This is a genomic window from Jiangella alkaliphila, assembly GCF_900105925.1.
Classification (GTDB): domain Bacteria; phylum Actinomycetota; class Actinomycetes; order Jiangellales; family Jiangellaceae; genus Jiangella; species Jiangella alkaliphila.
On sequence record NZ_LT629791.1, the window covers coordinates 239475 to 259240 of the forward strand.

The 19766-nt window shown below is 72.2% G+C and carries 14 protein-coding genes and 1 pseudogene; 4 read left to right on the plus strand and 11 right to left on the minus strand.

The features are described from left to right. Window positions 1-73: 73 nt before the first annotated feature. On the minus strand, window positions 74-1585 hold the full coding sequence (locus BLV05_RS01155) for an HNH endonuclease signature motif containing protein (protein ID WP_083421255.1): 1512 nt from the start codon (window positions 1583-1585) through the stop codon (window positions 74-76). A gap of 98 nt (window positions 1586-1683) precedes the next feature. Between BLV05_RS01155 and BLV05_RS01160 the strand changes: the two genes are divergently transcribed. After that, window positions 1684-2652, plus strand: a complete 969-nt coding sequence (locus BLV05_RS01160) for an NAD-dependent epimerase/dehydratase family protein (protein WP_046772442.1) — start codon at window positions 1684-1686, stop codon at window positions 2650-2652. On the opposite strand, the gene BLV05_RS01165 is transcribed toward BLV05_RS01160, so the two are convergent. After that, the gene (locus tag BLV05_RS01165; RefSeq protein WP_046772443.1) at window positions 2639-3124 is read right to left on the minus strand and encodes an anthrone oxygenase family protein; all 486 of its coding nucleotides are present in this window, start codon (window positions 3122-3124) and stop codon (window positions 2639-2641) included. The two genes, BLV05_RS01160 and BLV05_RS01165, sit on opposite strands and share 14 nt — an antisense overlap. A 50-nt stretch (window positions 3125-3174) precedes the next feature. After that, complete coding sequence (locus BLV05_RS01170) at window positions 3175-3996, minus strand: NAD(P)H-binding protein (protein WP_046772444.1); 822 nt, start codon at window positions 3994-3996, stop codon at window positions 3175-3177. Window positions 3997-4145: 149 nt separating this feature from the next. Between BLV05_RS01170 and BLV05_RS01175 the strand changes: the two genes are divergently transcribed. From BLV05_RS01175 to BLV05_RS37455, 3 genes and pseudogenes are all read left to right on the plus strand, one after another. Further along, window positions 4146-5129 (plus strand): AraC family transcriptional regulator, encoded by a 984-nt coding sequence (locus tag BLV05_RS01175; protein WP_046772445.1) that lies wholly within the window; start codon window positions 4146-4148, stop codon window positions 5127-5129. Window positions 5130-5268: 139 nt separating this feature from the next. Continuing rightward, a pseudogene (locus tag BLV05_RS38460) lies at window positions 5269-5532 on the plus strand (type II toxin-antitoxin system RelE/ParE family toxin); the annotation flags it as partial. A gap of 47 nt (window positions 5533-5579) precedes the next feature. Then, a complete protein-coding gene (locus tag BLV05_RS37455; RefSeq protein WP_082155793.1) occupies window positions 5580-5933 on the plus strand; it encodes a helix-turn-helix domain-containing protein in 354 nt (117 codons plus the stop codon). Window positions 5934-5984: 51 nt separating this feature from the next. Here the strand turns inward: BLV05_RS37455 and BLV05_RS01190 are convergent, their stop codons facing one another. From BLV05_RS01190 to BLV05_RS01225, 8 genes are all read right to left on the minus strand, one after another. Then, window positions 5985-8093, minus strand: coding sequence for a right-handed parallel beta-helix repeat-containing protein (locus BLV05_RS01190; RefSeq protein ID WP_046772446.1), 2109 nt, complete (start codon window positions 8091-8093; stop codon window positions 5985-5987). Window positions 8094-8224: 131 nt separating this feature from the next. After that, complete coding sequence (locus tag BLV05_RS01195; protein ID WP_152691091.1) at window positions 8225-9175, minus strand: carbohydrate ABC transporter permease; 951 nt, start codon at window positions 9173-9175, stop codon at window positions 8225-8227. Next, on the minus strand, window positions 9172-10185 hold the full coding sequence (locus BLV05_RS01200; RefSeq protein WP_082155794.1) for an ABC transporter permease: 1014 nt from the start codon (window positions 10183-10185) through the stop codon (window positions 9172-9174). The genes BLV05_RS01195 and BLV05_RS01200 overlap by 4 nt, the downstream gene beginning before the upstream one ends. Window positions 10186-10213: 28 nt before the next feature. Further along, window positions 10214-11851 (minus strand): extracellular solute-binding protein, encoded by a 1638-nt coding sequence (locus tag BLV05_RS01205; protein WP_046772447.1) that lies wholly within the window; start codon window positions 11849-11851, stop codon window positions 10214-10216. Then, complete coding sequence (locus tag BLV05_RS01210) at window positions 11848-13089, minus strand: SGNH/GDSL hydrolase family protein (protein WP_046772448.1); 1242 nt, start codon at window positions 13087-13089, stop codon at window positions 11848-11850. The genes BLV05_RS01205 and BLV05_RS01210 overlap by 4 nt, the downstream gene beginning before the upstream one ends. After that, window positions 13086-16565, minus strand: coding sequence for a glycoside hydrolase family 38 N-terminal domain-containing protein (locus BLV05_RS01215; protein ID WP_052763108.1), 3480 nt, complete (start codon window positions 16563-16565; stop codon window positions 13086-13088). The genes BLV05_RS01210 and BLV05_RS01215 overlap by 4 nt, the downstream gene beginning before the upstream one ends. Continuing rightward, the gene (locus tag BLV05_RS01220; protein ID WP_052763109.1) at window positions 16562-18109 is read right to left on the minus strand and encodes an FAD-dependent oxidoreductase; all 1548 of its coding nucleotides are present in this window, start codon (window positions 18107-18109) and stop codon (window positions 16562-16564) included. The genes BLV05_RS01215 and BLV05_RS01220 overlap by 4 nt, the downstream gene beginning before the upstream one ends. After that, the gene (locus BLV05_RS01225) at window positions 18102-19766 is read right to left on the minus strand and encodes an FAD-dependent oxidoreductase (RefSeq protein WP_063932647.1); all 1665 of its coding nucleotides are present in this window, start codon (window positions 19764-19766) and stop codon (window positions 18102-18104) included. Before BLV05_RS01225 ends, BLV05_RS01220 begins: the two co-directional genes overlap by 8 nt.

A 19766-nucleotide genomic window follows, 5' to 3' on the forward strand; every position in this document is an offset into this window, starting at 1 on the left:
GGGCGGGCCCGGAGTCGGGAGTGATCGCCTCGAGTGGTCTTCGGTAGTGGTCAGCACCGTACTTCGTGCAGCCTTAGCCCGCCCGCGGGGGCGGCTTCAGGAAGTGGTGTCCGGTGGGGCTGCGCCATCGGGTGGTGCCGTCGGGTTGTCGTTCGACGGTCCAGTTGGCGTGGTGTTTGAGCAGGTGATGGGTTTCGCAGAGCGCGTGGCAGTTCGCGGCCGAGGTGGCGCCGCCGGCGGCGAACGGGACGATGTGGTCGAGGTCGCAGCTGCGGGCGGCCCGGTGGCAGCCCGGTGCGCGGCAGGTGCGGTCGCGGGCGGTGATGAAGTCGGCCAGCGCCTTGGTGGGCCGATACTTCCTGCGCCCGAGGTCGAGCAGCTGCCCCGTGCCGGGATCGGTGGATAGCCAGGTCCACACCCCCTCGGCGGCCAAGGCTCGCGCGACGTGGGCGGGGATCGGCCCGTACCCGTCCAGCTCGCCGGGCTCGTCGGTCAGCCCGCACAGTGCCGTGAACGGGATCGTGACGTGCACGCTGATCGGCCGCCGCCGCGGCCCGGTCGTCACCGCCGTTGCTCGCTCGGGCGGGCCGCTGCTCGTCGCAGCCGCGGCAGTCTGGCCGGGGGTGGGGTCGGGGGTGGGGCGAGTGGCGGCGTCGGCGCAGGCGGTGAGGGCTTCCCAGCCCAGGTCGGCGAGGGCGTCGGCGCGGCGCTGGTCTCGGGTGCGGGCCGGCCTCCCGGCGGCGGCGTCGGCGCGCTTGGCGTCCGCGGCGGCGACGTTCAACGCCGTGTCGATCGCGGTGGCGTCCTCCGCCGGCATCAGCGCCTCGACGAACGACATCCCGTCCGACGCCGGCGTGACGGCCACATACCGGCGGTCACGAGCACGCCGGTGACGCTCGGCGGTCTCGACCGGCGCGAGCTCATGCAGCAACCGCTTGATCAGCGCCCGCAGAGCAACAGAATCCAGGTGCGGCGCCTTCGGCAACACCGCGGCCTCCACCCGCTCCCGCACGGCCGGGTCCTGTCCGCCGAGCTCGTCGGTGATGACTCGAGCACGCCGCAGATCGATCAACCCGGCCGACAGGCAAGCGTGCGTGTCGGGGAAGTCCTCGACCAGCTGCAGCGAGTGACCGACCAGGTTCTCCGCCTGCCTGGCGGTGAGGTGGCAGCGCCCGGCCACCGCGACCGCGGTGTTCGTCACCGGGTTCGCCGACCTGTACCCGGTCTGGTCGGGGCGCATCTCCGCCCGTGAGGCGAGCGCGGCCGAGACCGCCGCCTGCAGACCCTCGGTCCACGCCTCCAACCGGCCGAGCGCCGCGGCCACCTCCAGCAGGTCACCCGCCTCGGCATGCGCCGGGTCGAACCGGGCGACCATCGCCGCCAGCTCCGGCCCCGGAGGCAACTCGTCCGCGTCGGGCGGGAACACCGCCGCCGCAGGCACCGCGGCGTAGCCGGCGGCCAGCAGGTCCAGCTGAGCATCCAGGTCGGGATCGATCACATCGCACGGGTCCAGCACCACGCACTCACCCTCCGACGCCGGGCCTATACCCGGCGACGGAGCAGACAGCAGCGCTTCCTCGAACATGCGAACCACCCTAGCCGGGCCCACCGACAAGATCAATTCGACGCCACTCACCCGGCTCGGAAGAGTCGGGCACGGGCAGGATGACCCATGATGTCCCCATGCGCATCGTGGTGATCGGCGGGACCGGTCATGTCGGCACGTACCTGATCCCGCGGCTGGTCGCCGCCGGCCACCAGGTCGTCAACCTCAGCCGCGGCACCCGCCGTCCGTACTCGGAGCACCCGGCCTGGGCGGAGGTCGAGCAGCTGGTCGCCGACCGGGAGGCGGAGGACCGGGCCGGGACGTTCGCCGGCCGGGTCGCCGGCCTGGGGCCGGACGTCGTCGTCGACATGGTCTGCTTCACCGAGGAGTCCGCGCGTCAGCTGGTCGACGGGCTGCGCGGCCGGGTGGCGCACCTCGTGCACTGCGGGTCGATCTGGATGCACGGGCCGAGCCGGTCCATCCCGCTGCACGAGGACAGCGAGACGGTCCCGTTCGGCGAGTACGGGGTGCAGAAGGCGGCCATCGCGCGGCTGCTGCGCGACGAGACCGCCGGCGGCGGGCTGGTGACGACGTCACTGCATCCCGGGCACATCAGCGGGCCGGGCTGGCACCCGATCAACCCGCTCGGCAACCTCGACCCGTCGGTGTGGACGGCGCTGGCCTCGGGCGCGCCGCTGGCCGTCCCCGGCATCGGCGCGGAGCTGTTGCACCACGTCCACGCCGACGACGTCGCGCAGGGCTTCCAGCTGGCGATCGAGAACCGCGACGCCGCGGCCGGCGAGGCGTTCCACGTCACGGCGCCATCGGCGCTGACGGTGCGCGGCTTCGCCGGGTACGCGGCGGGCTGGTTCGGTCGCGAGGCGGCGCTGGAGTTCGTCGGCTGGGACGAGTTCCGCGCCCGCACCGCGCCGGAGTACGCGGAGCAGAGCTGGGACCACCTGTCGCGGAGCCAGTTCGCCTCGATCGACAAGGCGGTGCGGCTGCTCGGCTACGCCCCGCGGTACACGCCGGAGGCGGCGGTCCGCGAGGCGGTCGAGTGGCTGGCGGGCCACGATCAGCTCGACGTCGAGCTCAGCGCCGGATGAGGTAGGTCGCGAACAGCACGACCGACGCCGTCGAGCTGACCAGCCGGACGTGGTTCCAGGCGGTCCAGCGCGACAGGTAGCGCTCCCAGACCTCGGCGCCGGCGGCGCTGGCCGGGTCGGCGGCGTGCAGCTGCTCGTTGAGCGGGACGTTGAACGCCATCGTCACGACGAACGTGCCGACGAGGATCACCAGGGCCGCCGCCAGCAGCAGCCCGGACGCCGGCCGGTCCAGCCGGAAGAACGTCGAGATCGTCAGGCCGAGCGAGACCAGCGCCGTCCCGCCGAACGCCAGCCCGAAGACCGGGTTGAGGATGACGACGTTGATCTGCTGCATCGCGGCGATCGCCTCGGGGACCGGGCGCTTCGCCAGGGCGGGCATCAGGGCGATGGAGCAGAAGAACCACAGACCGGCCATGAGGGCGCTGCCGGTGATCGCGATGACGGTGGCGGTGGTCTCGAGGCTGCCGGACATGGCCGGTCTCCTTCGCTGGTCTCGGTGTGCGGAGGGGGTCGTTGGGCTGGTCAGGCGGTCCACACGCCGCGGGCGGCGGCGTCGCGAGCGTAGTCGGAGAAGTCCTTGGGAGCGCGGCCCAGAGCACGCTGGACGCCGTCGGCCAAGGACGAGTTGCGGCCGTCGAGCACCTCGCGGAACAGGTAGCCGAGCAGCCAGGCGATGTCGGCCGGGAGGCCCTCGGTCTCCAGCGCCGCGCTGTAGTCGTCCAGCGGGACGTGGACGAAGGCGATCTCGCGGCCGGTGGCCTTGGCGATCTCGGCGACCGCCTCGGCGAAGGTCAGCATCCGCGGGCCGGTCAGCTCGTACAGCTCACCGAGGTGGCCGTCCTCCGTCAGCGCCGCAACCGCGACATCGGCGATGTCGTCGGCGTCGACGAACGGCTCCGGCACGTCGCCGGACGGCAGGGCGACCTCGCCGGCCAGGATCGGCTCGAGCAGGTAGTTCTCGTCGAAGTTCTGGTTGAACCAGGAGCACCGCACGATCGTCCACTCCAGCCCGGACTCCTGCACGACCTTCTCTGCGGCCTGCGCCTCCTCCTCGCCACGGCCGGACAGCAGCACGATCCGCTCGACGCCGGCCTCGCGGGCGGCGTCGGTCAGTGCGGTGATCGCCTCGACGGAGCCGGGGACCGCGAGGTCCGGGTAGTACGCGACGTACACCCGGCGGGCCCCGGCCAGCGCGGCCGGCCAGGTCGAGCGGTCGGTCCACTCGAACGGGATCTCGGCCGACCGCGACCCGACGCGAACGTCGACGCCGCGGGCGGTGAGCCGCTCGATGACCCGGCTGCCGGTCTTGCCGGTGCCGCCGAGGACGAGGGTGGTGGCGTTCATGGTGTCTCCTCCGTTGCTTCGGTGTGTTCTTGACTTGTCGTCCAGTCAAGCAGCGCTCCACCGGCGGATCTATGACTGCTCGGCCGCCGTTCATGCTCGATCGTCCAGCGGGGCTGGATCTCCGGCATGGACGGGCGGATACTCGACGTATGACGACGACGCCGGACTACTGGGCGCCCACCGACCCGCTGGGTGAGGCGCTGCATCAGATGCGCATGAACGGCGCGTTCTACAGCCGTTCCGAGCTGACCGCCCCGTGGGGCATGACGATGCCGGCGATGCCGGGCCACATCTGGTTCCACATCGTGACGTCCGGCCCGGCCTGGCTGCAGCCCGAGAACGGCGAGCCGCGGCCGCTGCTCCCCGGCGAGCTGGCGCTGGTCCCGCACGGCCGCGGGCATCTCATCCTCGGCGCGCCCGGCGTGCCCGCGCCCGACGTCATGAGCCTCGAGCGCGAGGCCGTCAGCGACCGGTACGAGCTGATCCGCTACGGCGGTGGCGGCGACCCGACCACCTTGATCTGCGGCGCCGTCCGGTTCGACCACCCGGCCGCGCGCAAGCTCGTCGACGCGCTCCCCGAGACCATCCACGTCGAGGTCGGCGGCTCGCCGCAGCAGGAGTGGATCCACAGCACCCTGCGGCTGATGGCGGTCGAGGCGCAGCAGCTGCGCCCCGGCGGCGAGGAGGTGATCACCCGGCTCGGCGACATCCTGGTGATCCAGGCGATCCGGGCGTGGCTCGAGACCGACCCCGCCGCCCGCACCGGCTGGCTCGGCGCCCTGCACGACGAGCAGATCGGCCGGGCGATCTCACTGATCCACAAGCAGCCCGACCGCGAGTGGTCGGTGGCCAGCCTCGCCTCCGAGCTGGCGATGTCCCGGTCGGCGTTCGCCGACCGCTTCACCAAGGTGGTCGGCGAGCCGGCCATGCAGTACCTGACGACGTGGCGGATGAACCTCGCGCTCGACGCACTGCAGTCCGAGCAGGCGACGGCCGCCCAGCTCGCCCGGCGGCTCGGCTACCGCTCCGAGGCCGCCTTCGCCCGCGCCTTCAAACGCGTCGTCGGCCTCCCGCCCGGCGCCGTCAAGCGCGGCGGCACACCGGTTGTCCACAGCCTCCCGACGTCGAGTTGAGGGGAGGCGCTCCATCGGCGAGGCTGGTCTCGCCCGGCCACGGCACTGAACGCACCGGCGTATCGCACCACGCTTGCGTTCTAGAATACGTGAGGTATATGCTGTGGACCAATGGACGATCATTCAGCACCCGGACGTGGTGGAGTGGCGGAAGGGTCTGGACGAAGCCAAGGCCGCCCTCGTGGCCGACGCGCTCGATCGGCTGTCCCAGAACGGCCCCGGCCTGGGACGACCGCTCGTCGACACCATCAGGGGCAGCCGGCATCACCACCTGAAGGAACTGCGGGCCCGCACGATCCGCGTGCTGTTCGCGTTCGACCCGCAGCGACGCGCCGTCCTCTTGGTGGGCGGCGACAAGAGAGGCGCGTGGAGCCGCTGGTACGCGACCGCCGTCAGGACGGCTGACGCCCGGTACGACGAGTGGCTCGATGCGATGACGAAGGAGCGACCGTGGCCTCGAACCCCACTGACCGCACGCCACGAACCGCCGACGGGCGGCCGTGGGTCGTCTACGACCCCGATGAGGCCAAGCGGAGCATCGGCCCGGCAGCCCTGTCCGAAGCCCGGGCGCAGCTGGACACCGAGATCGCCGCCTACCAGCTCACGGAAATCCGCAAGGCCCAGGGACGTACGCAGACGCAGGTCGCTGCCGACATGGGGGTAAGCCAGAAGCGGATCAGCGCCATCGAGTCCGGCGACCTGATGAAGACCGAGGTCGACACCGTCGCCCGCTACGTCGAGGCGCTGGGCGGCCGGGTGCGCGTCGTGGCCGACTTCCCCGAGGGCAGTGTCACCATCCGCTGACGGCGCGTGGTTCGCGCAGCCACGACGCCGCGCGAACCGCCCGCCCCGCGCTCAGCTGACCAGCTGGTAGCCGAACTGGACCTCGAGGTTCTGCGCCCCGCTGGCGCCCGCGACCCGCACCTGCAGCCGCTTCGGCGCGGCCAGCGCGTCAACGGCCGGTGGAACGGTGAGCTGGATGGTCTGCAGCGACGTCGTGGTGGCCTGCTGCGAGCCGACCAGCGCGCCGGCGGCCTCAAGTTGCACGGTGCAGCTGCCGGCGCCGACCACCCGGGTGACACGGGTGATGCGGATCCGCTGGCCGTCGAGGTAGAGGAGGTTGCCGAAGTCGTACAGGCCATCGGCGACCGCGCCGGCGACACGCGCGATGAGGCGGCCGTCGAGCTGTTCCATGCCCTTGTTGCCGATGATGCGGGTCTGCGCGTTCTGCGTCCCGGTCAGCAGGTACGGCCCGACGGCGTTGCCGGCGAGGTCGTTGTTGCTGATCAGCACGTCGGGCGCGGCGCTGATCAGGCCGTAGTCCTGACGGTGGCTGCCCTCGGCCAGCCGGCCCAGGATGTTGCCCGTCACGACCACCTTCGACGCGGTGGAGCGCAGGTGGATGCCGGTGCCGGTGAGCATGGCCAGCCCGCCGCCGCTGTAGGTGCCGCCGAGTGCCGCGCCGGCCAGGTCGACCCGGGTGGCGTCGACGACGGTGATGGGCCAGGTGCCGTTGACCCCGACGGCCCCGGCGACCTGCTCGATGCGGACGCGGTCGCCGGTCTCCCAGCCATGCGCGGTGCCGAGCGTGACCCGGACCCCGCCGGAGACGGCGGCAACGCCGGTGACGGCGAGGCCGTAGTCGGTGTGGGCGAAGCGGCCGTTGTTGCCGATGGTGCAGCCGGTGACCGTGACGCGGGTGGAGGCGACGTCGATGCCGTGCCGGCCCGAGCCGCGGATCACGCAGCCGGTGAACAGGGCGCCGCCGGTGAACGTCTCGAGGATGCGGACGTTGTCGTGCACGCCGTCGCAGGAGATGTAGCAGTTGGCGAACTTCGCCTGGGCGCCCTTCTCCAGCAGCACCGGGTGGCCGTGGCCGTTCTCGAAGCCGCCGCCCTCGAAGTAGAGGAACTTCGGCAGGGCGTCGTCATCCGGGTCGGTGGTGATGGTGTTGCGCATCCAGATGCCGTGCCGCCCGAACAGGATCGCTACCCCGATGAACTTGATCGAGCCGCCCTGGCCGTCGATGACGACGTTGTCGGTGTTCGGGTTGTCAGTGCCGGCGGCGATGGCGCACTCGACGAACTCGACCGGGTCGGCCCGGGACGTGTTCGCCTCGCCGTTGAGCAGGATCACCTGCTCGCCGTGGAACTCGTTCCAGACGCAGTTGAGGAACCGGACGGTGTTGCACGAGCGCAGCAGGATGCCGTTGTAGCCGAGCCGGAACCGGACGTTCTGGAACGTCAGCATGTAGTTGCCGTCGTCCTTCTCGGGGCCGATCCGCTCGGTGCGGATCATGTACCCACCCTGAAGGTTCACGCCCTGGAACTGCAGGTCGCGGAAGCCGCCGCCGTGGCAGCCGGACAACACGAAGCCGTCGGCCGTGCCGGTCGCGATGAGGAACTGCGTCCCGGTGCCGAGCGAGTCGGTGGGGCCGACGCCGCGGAAGGTGATCGGTACCCGCTCGACCCGGATCGTCGACTGGATGCGGATCTTGCCCGGCCCGAACTCGATGATGCCGCCGAGCGGCAGGGCGTCGACGGCCTTCTGGACGCGGTCGGAGTCGTCGGTGTCGCCGACGCCGAGGCAGCCGAAGTCGGCCAGGTTGATCGTCGTCGAGGCCGGGCGCTTCCAGCGGCCGGTGGCGACCCCGTCGACGGCGAAGACGGTGCCGCCGTTGCCGGCCTCGGTGGAGGCGGCGTCCCAGTACAGCACGCCGCCGCCGATGCCGGCGCCGGCGATGCCGGGGGCGTCCTTCCAGTAGCCGAGCAGTTGGAGCTGGGCGCCGTCGGCCGCGCCGGCCAGGAGGTCGTCGACGCACTCGATGGTCTCGATGCCGGCCAGCGCGGCGCGTGGGGCGGCCGCCGCAGACGGAGCCAGCGCGGCGCCGCCGGCGGCGGCCAGGCCGGCGACTCCGAGGGCGGACAGGCCGCGGCGGCTGATCGTGCGGTCACCTGTGCTCATGGCGATCACTCCTTTGTGAGGGCGCGCGGGGGCACGCTCCCGGCCGAGGTACGTCTCTCAACCGAGGACGAGAATGTTCAGCTGGGCGAGCAGAACGGGCGTGACGATCGAGCGGGTGGTGCGGCCTGGGCTCAGCCCTTGACCGCGCCGATGAGCATTCCCTTCGCGAAGTGGCGCTGGAGGAACGGGTAGACGAGCGCGATGGGGACCAGGCTGATGACGAGGATCGCCATCTGCAGCGACTGCGCCGGCGGCATGACGGTGCCGGCGATGTCCGCGGTGTCGACGCCGAACGCGGCGTTGTCGACCACGTACGTGCGCAAGACCAGCTGCAACGGCCATTTCTCGGTGTCGTTGATGTAGAGGACGGCGTTGAAGAACGCGTTCCAGTAGGCGACGGCGTTGAACAGCCCGATGACCGCGATGACGGCCTTCGACAGCGGCAGCACGATGCGGGTGAGGATCTGCAGCTCGTTGGCGCCGTCGATGCGAGCGGCGTCGACCAGCTCGCCGGGGATCTCTTGGAAGAACGCGCGCATGATGATCACCTGGAACGCGCCCACCATGGTCGGCAGGATCAGTGACCAGTAGGAGTCGAGCAGCCCGAGCTGCCGCACGGTGAGGTACGTCGGGATCATGCCCGGCGTGAAGAACAGCGTGAACAGCACGGTGAGCAGCACCGGCTTGTGCAGGAAGCTGCTGGACCGGCTCAGCGAGTACGCGAGCAGGGTGACGCAGGTCAGCGACAGCCCGGTGCCGACCACGGTGATGCCGATGGAGATCACCAACGCGCGGGTGACCACGCCGCCGGACAGGATCGCCCGGTACGCGTCGAGGTTCGGCCGGTCCGGCCAGAGCACGTAGCCGCCGGCCTCGGTGACCTGCTGCTGGTCGGCCAGGCTGGTCGAGACGACGGCGAGGAACGGCAGGATCACCAGGGCGCAGGCGATCAGCAGCACGATGCCCTTGAGGCCGCGGACCGGCAGCCCCGGCCGTGGCGTCCCGGCGATCGTGTGCGGCCGGCGGGCCCGGCCGCCGCGGCGGTCGTCGCGCCGGTCGTCGCGGATGATGGTGTCGGTCACTTGGAGTACACCCCTCTCTCGCCGAGCAGGTGCGCGACCTTGTTGGCGCCCAGCACCAGGACGACGCCGACCAGCCCCTTGATCAGGCCGACCGCCGCCGACACGCCCCAGTTGCCGCCGATGACGCCGTTGAAGTAGACGTAGGTGTCGAGCACTTCGGCGGCGTCGGCGCCGACCTGTTGCTGTTGCAGGATGAGCTGCTCGAAGCCGACGGTCAGCACGTCGCCGAGCTTGAGGATGAGCAGCAGCACGATGACGCCGCGGATGCTCGGCAGCGTGACGTGCCACAGCTGCCGCATGCGCGACGCGCCGTCGACCGCGCTGGCCTCGTACAGCTCCATGTCGACCCGCGACAGCGCGGCCAGGAAGATGATCGTCCCCCAGCCGGCGTCCTTCCAGATCACCTGCGACGTGATGAGCGTGAGGAACATGTCGGGGTTGCCGAAGATCGACAGCGTCGCCCACTCGTGCGACCGCAGGAAGTTGTTCAGCAGCCCGGCGTTGCCCAGCATGTGCTGGAAGATCGCGACGACGACCACCCACGACATGAAGTGCGGCAGGTACAGGATCGACTGCACCAGCCGCTTGAGCCGCTCGCTGAGCATGGAGTTCAGCAGCAGTGCGAGCGCGATCGGCACCGGGAACACGACGACGATCTGCACGAACGAGATGACCAGGGTGTTCGTCAGCGCGTTGACGAACGCGGGGTCGCCGTTGAAGACCACCTCGAAGTTCTGGAACCCGACCCAGGGGGAGTCCCAGATGCCGATGTAGGGCTGGTAGTCCTTGAACGCGATGACGTTGCCGAGCAGCGGCACGTAGTTGAACAGCAGCACGACCAGCAGCCCGGGCACACCGAGCAGCAGCAGGAACCGGTCGCGACGGAACCTGGTCCGCCGCGACGCCCGCGCCTGCGGCGCGCCCGCCCCGGGCGACCCGGGCCGGCCGCTCCGGCGCGGCCGGCGGCTCCGGCCGGCCGGAGCCGGTGTCGTCTCTACCTCTGTGGCCATGCTGCCTCCATGCCGGTCGGCGGCATCCTCAGCGTGCCTCGGCGAAGGCGGCCTCGAGCTCCGTGCGGATCTGGTCGCCACCCTGCCGGCGCCAGTTGTCCACGACGGTGTCCCAGTACTCGATCGGCTGGCGGCCGGCGAGGATCTCGAGCGCGCCGTCGTCGACGATCTTCGTCAGCTGGCCGCCCTTGTTGATGGACGCTTCGGAGTACAGGCCCTCGGCGGCGCTGCGGACGACGTTGGGGATGGCCTCCTCCTGGTAGGCGCGCTGGGCGTCGACCCGGTCGCGAGCGCGCGGGCCGAGCACGTGCGGGGAGTCGGCGACGTACTCCAGCGGCACCTTGACCTCGGTGTCGCCCTCAGGGGTGCGGACCGGCGCGCCGTTCTCCATCGTGTAGTGGGTGCCCTCGATGCCGTACTTGCGGAACATGAACTCGCTGGTGCCCAGCGGCGCGGCCAGCCAGTTGCACAGCGCCAGCAGCTGCTGGATGCGCTCGGGGTCGGCCTGCTTGAACGCGGTGTAGCCGAAGCTGGTGGCGCCGGCGCGGACCATGCCTGGGCCGCCGCCGTCGAACTTCGGTGCGGCGACGGCGCCGACCTCGACGGGGTAGGTGTCGGCCAGGATGTCCCAGGCCGCGTAGCCGTCGGACTTGAACGCCAGCGTCCCATTGCCGAACAGCTCGCGTTCCTGCAGCTTGCCGCCGAGCGCGTCGGGGTGGAACAGCCCGGCCTGCACCAGCTCAGCGGTGCGGGCGATGGCCTCTTTGCGTTCCTCGGTCTCGTGCTCGGACGTGAACGTGCCGCCCTCTTCCTTCCACGCGTTCGGGACGCCGAGCATGTTGCCGACGAACGTGATGATGTTCTTGCCGTTGCCGACCTCGCCGCTGCTGAACGCCCACCGGTTGTTCGCCGGGTCGTTGAGGCCCTCGGCCAGCTCACGGAACTCCGCGAAGCCGGCCGGCGCCGGGTTGAGGCTGCGCTCGGCGATGAAGTCGGCGCGCGAGAAGAAGATGGTGCCGACGACCGCCCGCGGGATCGGCAGCGCGTAGATGCCGCCGCCGTACACCATGTTCGGCCACGAGTCGGCCGGGATGTTGGCCAGGAACGGGTACTCGTTCACGGCGTCGCCGGACAGGTACTCGGTCAGGTCGGCGCACAGCCGGGTCAGCACGTCGGACCGGTTCGCCAGCGTCGTGTTGATCAGGATGATGTCGGGCAGGTCGCCGCCGGCGAACACCGTCGCCAGCTTGTTCGGGTAGTCCGCCTGCGGTGTCATCGTGACGTTCAGCTCGGTGCCGACCCGGGTGTTGAGCTCCTGCCAGTACGCGTTGTCGCCGACGGCCGGCGGCAGCGGGCCGAGCAGGCTGGTCAGCATCTCGACCGGCTCGGCGCCGGCCAGCGGCGGCGAGCTGAACGCGTCGACCGGCGTCGGGTAGCTGTAGAAGCCGGCCATGACGCCGTCGGGCGTCGCCGGCAGGTCGGGGCTGACCTGCTCCCACGGCGTGTACGTCGGCAGCTGGACCGCCTTGTTGGCCGACGCGGCGTCGGACGGGCTGGCGCCGCCGTCGCCGCCGCACGCGGACAGGAGGCTGGGAGCGGCCACGACGGCGGCCAGGCCTCCGGTGACCTCGAGGAACCGCCGCCTGGTGAATCGCATGTCGCTCATGGGGCTACTCCGATCATGCTGGAAGTGGAGGTCAGGGCCGGGTCGAGCAGAGCCAGGTCGACGGCGTCGGCCATCGCCTGGTAGCCGGCCCCGGTGAGGTGCACGCCGCCGCCGGAGTCGAACTCGGCGCGCAGCTGCTTCGGGTTCGCCGGGTCGCGGACGGCAAGGTCGAAGTCGACGCCGCCGGCGGCCCGGACGGCGGTGTTGACCGCCTCGCGGATCGCTTCCTTCTCGTCCGTGTAGCTGGCCGAGCCCAGCCACGGCGTGATGGTGCCGCAGCTGAACCGGATGCCGTGCAGGCTCAGCCGCTCGCCGATCTGGCGATACGCGGCGAGCAGGTCGTCGGCGCTGGCGGCCTTGCCGCTGGCGATGTCGTTGATGCCCTCGACCAGCACGACCGCGTACACGCCGGGGTGCGACAGGACGTCGCGGTCGAGCCGGGCCTGGCTGTTGGGCGAGGCGCCGTCCCAGAGCACGCGGTTGCCGGAGATGCCGGCGTTGACGACGCCGACGGGGCCGAACGTGCCGCCCGCCGCCAGCAGCCGCCGGGCCAGGAAGTCGGGCCAGCGCCGGTTGGTGCCGGACGTCGAGCCGACGCCGTCGGTGATGGAGTCGCCGAGGCAGACGACGGTGCCGCCGGCCGCGCCGGTCTCGACCGTCACCTCGTCGATCAGGTACCACTGCGAGATCGGCGTGACGAACGCCGCCGCAGACTCGTCCGCGCCGTGGTCGCCGTCGGTGCTCAGGTAGGAGCGCTGTGCGGCGATGCTGTGCCCGGTGACGTTGGCGACCGGGGTGCCGAGGTGGACACTGATGGCGAGGTCGGCCTGCTCGGGCAGCGTGAGGTCGACGGCGTCGCCGAGGACGACGGCGCCGGCGGCGATCGTGATGGTGGCCGCGCCGCCGAACGTCACCGCCCGGTTGGTGCCCGGGCTGACGGCGCCGCCACCGGCGTGCAGGCCGAGGTGCACCGGCCCGACCGTGATGGGTTCGGCACCGGCGACGTTGGACAGCCGGACCCGCGGATTGGTGCCGCCGACGCTGGTGCGGACGATGAACCGCCCGGTACGCCCGCCGAACGTGACGCCGGCGAGGCCGTAGGCTCCGGCGCCCCACGTGCCGGCCCGAACCCCGCGGGCGGCCGGCGCCGCGGTCGCGCTCGCGGCCGCCGCACCACTCGCCAGCGCACCACCGGCCACCAGCGCCGTCGTGGCACCCAGGAAACTGCGCCGTCTCATCGCCCACCCTCCCCACCGCGTACCAGCACTGACACGACCTGCCACGGGCGCAGCTGCACGACCGCGGCGCCGGAGTCGTCGACCGGCACCGGACCGGCCTCGCGTTCGTCGGCGTGACACCGTACGACGCGGCCTGCGACCGGCAGGCGGACGGTCCCGCCGTCGCCGGAGAGGTCCTGCAGCCGCAGCAGCAGCCCGTCGCGGTCGCGGGCCTCGGCGACCGTCGCGTGCACCCAGCCGGGCAGCCCGAGGTCGAGCAGCGAGGCGCCGCCCGCCGGAAGCGGCCGCGGGTCGGTGCCGAACTTGTCCAGCCGGGTCACCTCGGAGACGGCTGCGGGAACCCGGACCTCGCGGCCGAACCGCCCTGCCGCCACCGGGTCGAACGACGGCAGCGGCGTGAACGCGTACCGCAGCGTCAGCTCGCCGTCCTGCTCAGGTGGCGTGTTGGTCGGCCAGTAGTTGTTCATCACCCATGACAGGACGCTGCCGCTCGCCGGCTCGAACCGTTCCGGCCAGGCGCCGCGGACGATGTCGCCGGCGGTGAACAACGGCGCGTCGGCGCTGGTCCAGGCGACCGCCGGGCCGCCGGGCGCGGACTCGACCACGACGCCGTACTGGGTGGTGAACCACTCGTGACACGCGCCGGGTGCGTGGTCGGTGGCGGGGTTGATCCAGCCCTGCTGACGGTCGTAGCGGAACCGGGGCGCGTCGGCGGCGAACGGGAACGCGATGTACACCGACTCTTTGGCCAGCTCGCGCTCCTTGGTCAGCCGCACCGTGACGTCGACGCGGTCGGAGTCGTCGCGCAGCAGCACGTCGGCCTCGATGCTGGGCAGGCTCGGCGCCGACCCGACCGTACGCAGCCGCCAGCCGTCGTGGGTGCGGCGCAGGCCGACGGGTCGCATCGTCGCGGCGGTGACCGTCAGCTCGGGACGGTCGGCGACCGGGCGACGGCCGGACAGCGTGCTGCGCGGCGCCGGCGGATGCACGTGCGGCGTACCCGAGTGGATCAGCTCGTGCGGATCGTAGCCGCGGGTCAGGGCGGCCGGACCGTTCAGCACGTAGAGCACCTGGCCGAGCCGCCACGGCGCGGCGTCGTCGAGCAGCGATCGGCCGGTGCGCTGGTGCGTCAAGGTCGTCACCGACCCGGTGGCAGGGTCGAACTCCACCTGCCACCGGGACGTCTCCAGGCTCGGCGGGACCGGCGCCCATCCGCCGTCGCCGGCCACACTCGAACCGCCGGCGCTCGAACCGCCCGCACTCGAACCGCCGCCGGCCGCGCCGCCCTCTTCACCGGGCGCCAGCGTGCGGGCGGCGCCCAGCGGGACCGTCCGGTAGCCGAACGGCGGCACGTCGGGCACCGTGAGCCGGTAGCGCAGCAGCCCGTTGCAGTCCTCGAGCACCTCGGTGGCCAGCTCGGCGCCGTCGAGCAAGAACGGCGTGCCGGCCGGCGCCTCGACCTCGATCTCGACGTCGCGCGCCCAGCCCAGCGGGTTGTACGCGAGCACCGTCGGGCCGGCGGTGCTGACCAGCTCGCCGAGCTGGCTGAACGCCCGCCGGGTCTCGTCGACCGCGGTGCGGTACCCGCTGTGCACCTGGTGCCGCTTCCAGTCCAGCTGGTCGCCGACCTGTTCGCCGTGCGGGTGCGCGTTGGCGTGCGACCACGTCCACGTGTGCTCGCTGCCGAACAGCACGCCGTCCCAGGCGGCGTCGAGCGCGGCGCGGTTCGGCCGGTAGGTGTCGTCGGCCCGGGCCACCAGCGCGGCCAGCGCCTCCGCCGTCGGCAGCGCCACCTGGGCCCGTCGGTGCTCGGCGATGACGACCGCGCCGGTGCCGACGCCGTCCTCCCAGTAGCTGCCCCCGTCGCCGCGCCACACCGGGAGGCGGTCGGCCAACGGGCGGACGGCGTCGAGGTAGCCGGCCATGGTCGACACGGCGACGCGGGGCCAGGCGAACACGGCGTTCCAGCGGGCGGCGAACGCGGCGTCGCCGTCGGCGAGGTCCTCGTTGTCGGCGTGCGTGCCGATGACGGCGAGGTCGTGCGGCAGGTAGTCGGCGCGCTCGTACCGGTCGAGCAGCCGGACCAGCGCGTGCGCGCCGCCGGCCACCGTCTGCGGGTCGCCGGCCATGAACCGCAGCTGCGAGTAGGTGTCGGAGAAGTGGGTGAGCACCCGCGATCCGTCGACGCCCTCCCACTGCACCGGGCTGGCTAGGTGCTGGAGGTCGCTGTCGGCGTTGCCGCCGCGGTGGTGATTCTCAATGCCGACGAACGCGTCGATGCCCAGCGCCGTCAGCATGGACGGGACCGCCGCGCTGTACGACGGCACGTCGGTGAGGTTCGCGTAGCCGACCGGGACGCCGTACTCGTCGCGCAGCCGGGCGGCCAGATACGCCGCGCGGTACACCTCTTCCAGGCTGGCCACGCCGGACAGGAACAGGCTGTGGAACGCGTTGACCGACAGCCGGCCCGACCGCAGCGCGTCGAGCACTCGCTGCGACCGCTTCTCCGACCGCGTCGCCAGGTACTGCCCGACCACCAGCGAGCCGTCGACGGAGAACGCGAACGCGTCGTCGCGATCCAGGGCGTCGAGCGCGCGGTCGAGGTTGCGGCTGTGCAGCTCGAGCACCTTGCCCTGGACGTCGGTGTAGCCGACGTCGAGGTGGACGTGCGGGATGAGGTGGACGGTCCACTTGCGCTGCGGCGCGAGCGTGAACGTCGTGGGTGCGGCGTCGTCGATGGTGACGGCGGCGGACGTGGGTGCGGTCAGCTCGGTGATCGGGAACCGGACCCGGACCTGGCCGAACTCGCGGCCCTCCCGCGCCAGCTGAAGCGTCTGCGACTCGCCGCCGACGACGACTGTGGCGGCCGACGGCCAGGACGCACCGGCCGGCACGTCGACGGTCAGCTCGGCCAGCTGGCCGCCGGCCAGCGGGTAGAGCGGCGTGCTGAACAGTCGCGCGCCGGCCGACGGCCGCACCGGCGCTGGGCCGGCCGCGGTGGCCGACGGCGCGAGCGTGAGGCTCCGCCAGGTGATCCCGCTGCCGAAGTGGTGCCCGAACTGCTCCCGATGCCGCCCACCCAGCGCGTCGGCCGGCACGTCGACCGGGCCGGTGGCGGCCGCGGCGTCGAGCGTCGTCGTCAGGGCGAGGACGTGGTCGCCCGGCGCCAGCCAGGCGGCCGGCAGGGCGATCTCGAGCACGCAAGATCCCGCGATGGGGCCGTGGCGGTAGACCTCGGCGCGGTCGTCGCGGACCACCGCCGGATGGAAGAAGCCGCGTCGGCCGTCGAGCTCGACCAGCAGGTCGGGGCAGGGCCCGTGGCCGGCGTCGAACTCCAGCCGCAGCACGCTGCCGGCCGCCTCGGCGACGGCGAACGGGAGCTCGACCCGGTGGTCGCGCCAGCCGCCCGCGGCGTCGAGCGGTCCCGGCTGGAACGCCGGCAGCTCCACCCCGGGAGTCGCGAGGGTCAGCGTCATGGCGCCGCCTCGAGCTCGGGCAGCTCCAGCACGGTGCCGTGCTCGGCCAGCGCCGCGGCCAACGTGGGGTAGTCGTACTGCTGCACCGGCCGCCCGCTGCGCAGCGCCTGCGCGGCCAGTTCGCCGGCGGCCTCGCCGAGCATGCCGTAGGCCGGCTCCATGCGCGGCGACAGGATGCCGACGTGGCTGGCGGAGAAGCACACCGGCACGGCCAGGTTCTCGATGCTGCCCCGCGCCGGGAACAGGCTCTCGGCCGGCAGCTGGTAGAGGTCGGCCGGCGCGTTGCGGTAGCTCCCCGTGGTGCTGCCCTCGCCGACGATGGTGTCGTCGCCGTCGGGGTAGTACTGGACGATGTGGCAGTCGAGGCCGTACTGCCAGCAGCACACCGCGGTGGCCTTGGTGTTGTCCGGCCGCTGGGTGTCGTGTTCGGTGAACACGTGCTCGCCGATCATGCGGCGGGCCTCGCGCACATAGAGCGCGTGCGGGAAACCGGCGCCGTAGGGGCTGTCGGCGAACTCGTCGGGCGGCAGGCCGAAGGTCTGGGCGTCGGCGCGGAACGTCGCGGGCAGCGCCGGGTCGTTGGCCAGGAAGTACAGCATGCCCTGGTGCCAGCGGACCTGCTCGGCGATGATCTCGTCGCGTCGCTTCCAGCCGCCGTCGGGGTAGTCCCAGTTCACGCCGGGCAGGTCGAAGCCGATGAACTGCGCCTGGTTGGTCTGGAACTTGCCGTGCGGCAGCGCGGCGGTGTGCGTGACGATGGACGACAGCCCCGGGACGCCGCGGTGCTCGAGCAGGCTGCGCAGGTGGGTGTACAGCGCGGGGTCGTAGCCGTCGGGCTTCGGGAACGGCAGGCGGTCGGCCTCGCGGGTCAGCACGCCGCGGAAGTTGTACGCCTGCACCTTGGCGTCGCCGTCGCCGGGCTCGGAGTCGGGTACCGGGCCGACCGGGTACCCGGTGTTGGGCCGGAACGACTGGATGCGGTGCGCCCGGCCCGGCTGGAACCCGGCGTACGCCTCGCCGTACTGCGACGCGGCCTCGCGGCCGACTGCGTAGGGCACGCCCGCCGCGGCCAGCAGGTCGCCCTCGTAGGACGCGTCGATGAAGAACGACGCCCGGCGCCAGCGGCCGTCGGCCCGGACGGCGACGATGCGGCCGCCGCGCACGCCGACGTCCTCGGAGTCGTGCAGGCGCGCGTTCAGCACGACCGTCGCGCCGGCCTCGTCGAGCAGCCGCCAGGCGACCCGCTCGGCCACCTTCGGCTCGAACAGGTACTGGGCCTTCGGGTCGTCGAGCCCCTCGGCCGCGTACTCGGCGCCGATGCCGGCGAAGAAGCGGTCCTGGGTCAACCCGGCCAGCGCCGCCGGCACGCCGGGCGTGTCGGACTTCACCAGCCCGCCGGCGACGATGCCGCCGACGTGGCCGGTCGGCTCGAGCACCAGGCTGGTGTAGCCGCGCAGCCGCAGCCGCAGCACCGCCATGATGCCGGCCAGGGTGGCGCCGTAGATGACGACGTCGTAGTCGCGGTGGTCCGCGGATTCAGGCACGGCGCACCCGCCTCTCCGGCAGTGCGAGCACCGGGGTGGAGTTCTTCACCGTCTGCGAGGGCCGGGTGCGCCGGATGTCGTCGGGCCATTGAACCGGCGCGCCGACCGTGCCGGTGAGCAGGCGCTGGAGGTCCTCGACGCGGGCCGGCGCGTCGCCGACGGCGTGCGGCTCGGTGCCCTCGCGGTGGCAGAGCGCGGCCAGAGCGCCGACCGCCTCGCCGATGCTCCACTCGACCGGGTGCAGCCGGTAGCAGCCGTTGGTGATGTGGGTGGTGCCGATGTTCTTGTTGGCCGGCAGCAGGTTGCGCACCCGGACCGGCAGCAGCGCGCCGAGCGGGATCTGGAACGGGTAGGTCTCGAGGTTGACGTAGTTGACGCCGGCGGCGCTGGGGTGCAGGTCGATGTTGTAGTGCCCGACCCCGACGGCATCGGCGAACTGCTCCGCGCCCTTGCCGTCGGGCCGGTCGACGACGGCGACGTGCTGCTCGAGCACGGTGAACCGGGCCTGGATGCGGCGCGCCTCGCGGATGTAGGCGTACTTCGCGAGGCCGTCGCCGGTGCCGGTGAGGTCGGGCCGCAGGGTCAGGCCCGGGTAGCCGGTGCCGCCGTCGTGCCGCGGCGCCTCGGTCTGCATCCAGTGCAGGTACGACAGCGACAGCTCCTTGCACCGCTGCAGCGCAGTCTCGCGGGCGGTGTCGTCGACGCCCGGGCCGAGCAGCGGCGCCTCCCAGTAGTCGATGTTCGGCCAGTTGACCAGCGAGATGTCGGTGTCGACGACGTCGCGGCGGAACTGCGTGCGGGCCCGGATGCGACGGAAGTGCCAGAGGTCGGGCAGCCGGACGGCGTCGAGGTCGCCCTCGAAGATGCGGTTGACCTTGCCCGACATCGTGTGGATGTCGATCTTCTCCCAGGACAGCTGCGGCCCCGGCCAGAACGGGTCGACGTGGGTCTTCCAGTGGTCGTACGAGGCCGGCTTGGCGACCGTGTGGTCCTCGCCCGGCCGGTACTCCAGCGGGAAGCACCAGGTGATGGCCTGCTGGTCGGTCGGGTCGGCGACGGGCGCGGCGTACGGCTCGCCGGTCTGGTCGTGCGACTCGGCGCCGATGACGTGTTCGACGCCGGCCAGCTCGAGGAGGTCGCCCAGCTCGGTGGCGTCGACGATCAGCGGCGCGGTGGCGGTGACGGTCTCGCCGGTGCGGGTGTCGCGCAGTGTCACGGCGGTGACGTGGTCGCCGTCGACCTCGGCCGCCACCGGCACGTGGTGGTAGCGGACGCTGACCCGGCCGGCGGAGATCCAGCCGGCCAGCAACTCGTCGATGACGGCGACGCCGACGCGCGGCTCGTGGCAGAGCTTGCTGACGTTGCCGAGGCCCGGGTTGAGCGTCGGGTCGGCGGCCGCCTCGGGCGTCAGGGCGTAGTTGCGGCGGTAGTAGTCGCGGACGCGGGTGCGCAGGTCGGCGTAGCCGGCGGAGACGTGCGGGGTCTCGATCCACGGGTGCTCGTCGGACGGCACCGCCTGCGCGGTGAGCTGCCCGCCGAGCCAGTCGGTCTCCTCGGTGAGCACGACGCGAAGGCCGAGCGTCGCCGCCGTCAGCGCCGCCGCCACACCGCCGAGGCCACCGCCGACGACCAGCAGATCAGTCTTCAGTTCCGTCAC